Annotated in this window: 1 protein-coding gene and 1 pseudogene; both read right to left on the minus strand. The window is 75.4% G+C overall.

Going from position 1 to position 1,485, the window contains the following annotated elements:
• Positions 1–862, minus strand: a pseudogene (locus tag AB0C29_RS48100) (hypothetical protein); the annotation flags it as partial.
• A 28-nt stretch (positions 863–890) separates the two neighbouring features.
• Positions 891–1,485, minus strand: a 595-nt coding sequence (locus AB0C29_RS48105) for a sigma factor-like helix-turn-helix DNA-binding protein (RefSeq protein ID WP_360835029.1), incomplete at its 5' end; no start/stop codon positions are given.

The following is a 1,485-nucleotide window of genomic DNA, read 5'->3' on the forward strand; positions in this document are numbered from 1 at the left end:
GCGCCGGGTCGTCCAGGGCCGGCACCGCCTCGGCCGCCGGTCCGAGCCGGAGCAGCCCGGTGAGGCCGAGGGCCCGCACCCCGGCCGGCCGCGCGGCGAAGAGCCGTTCCAGGGTGGGCCGGTGCTGCCGCGCGACCGCCTGTTCGTAGGTCGCCTGCGCGGCGCGGTTCCGGATCTGCGCGTCGCCCTCCCGCACCGCGAGGTCCGCCAGGGCGGCCAGGTCGAGGCGGCCCTGCTGCAGGTCGGCGTCGAAGGCCAGCCGCCGCTGGTCGCGATCGGGCGACGCGGCCAATTGCCGCCGCACTTCGTCCGGCGCGGCCAGCACCGCGGCGGTGACCAGCTCACGTGCGAAGTGCCCGCGGAAGCGGTCGGCGAGCTTGACGGCCATCGGTACGGCGCCCGGCAGGAACCGCCCGGGTTCGTCGCTGAGCAGCCGGGTCAGCGCCGCCCGGGCCGGGTTGCGCACCTGCGGGACCCAGTCGTCGGCCCGCAGCACCAGCAGGGCCACCAGTTCCGGGAACGGACGCGCGGCGATGGCGACGACAGCACGTTCCCGGACCCGCCCGTCGCGATGCAGCGCGGCCACAGCGAGGGCGATCGGCGTCCGGCGGCCCTCGGTGAATCGCCGCAGCAGCATGTCGAACACCGGCGCCGGCTGGTCCGCGTACCGCCAGGTGATCCGGCGGATCCGCTCGTCGAGACGTACCAGCAGCCGCGGCCGCCCGCCCAGCCGGGCCAGCGCGGTCCGGGCCGCGTGTTCGTCGTCGCGGGAGTCCGCCTCCGCGAGCAGCTCGACCAGGCGCAGCACTGCCTCGTCGTCGTAGGCGGGCGTCTCGAGCGCAGCGGCCAGGGCGTCGGTCATCGGGCCATGGTGTCAATCCCGGCGCTCGTCAGCGCGGCAATATCAGCGGCAGCCCGAAGGCGGTGAACAGCTTGTCGTCCATGAAGACGACGGTGCGGGTGACAGCAGCGCCGGCGACCTCGAAGACCTGGATGGTGTGGGCGCGGCCGTCGACGTAGGCCGCCGCCGCGAACCCGCCGTTGGCCTCGATCGGCAGCAACCGCCAGTCGGTGCCGCGCATCGCCCAGACCCGGGCGATGAAATCGGCGTACGCGTCGGCACCCACGTACCAGTTGAGCACCGGCGGCATCTCGAGGACCACGTCGGCCACCAGCAGCCGGCGCAGCGCGTCCAGGTCCGCGTTCTCGAAGGCCGCCACGTACCGCTCCACGACGGCCGGATCGGGCGGCGGCCGCAGGTCGTCCTCCGCCACGTCGCCGACCCGGGACCGGGCCCGCTGCAAGCCGCTGTTCACCGCCGCCGTGGTCGTGCCCAGGGTCGCGGCGACCTCCGCGGCGGAGAACTCCAGCACGTCGCGCAGCAGCAGGATCGCCCGCTGCCGGGCCGGCAGGAACTGCAGGGCGGCCACGAACGCCTGCCGCAGCCGGGTGCGGGCGGCGACCACGTCGGCCGGGTCGGTGCGC

The organism is Actinoplanes sp. NPDC048791, from assembly GCF_040650095.1.
Taxonomy (GTDB): Bacteria; Actinomycetota; Actinomycetes; order Mycobacteriales; family Micromonosporaceae; genus Actinoplanes.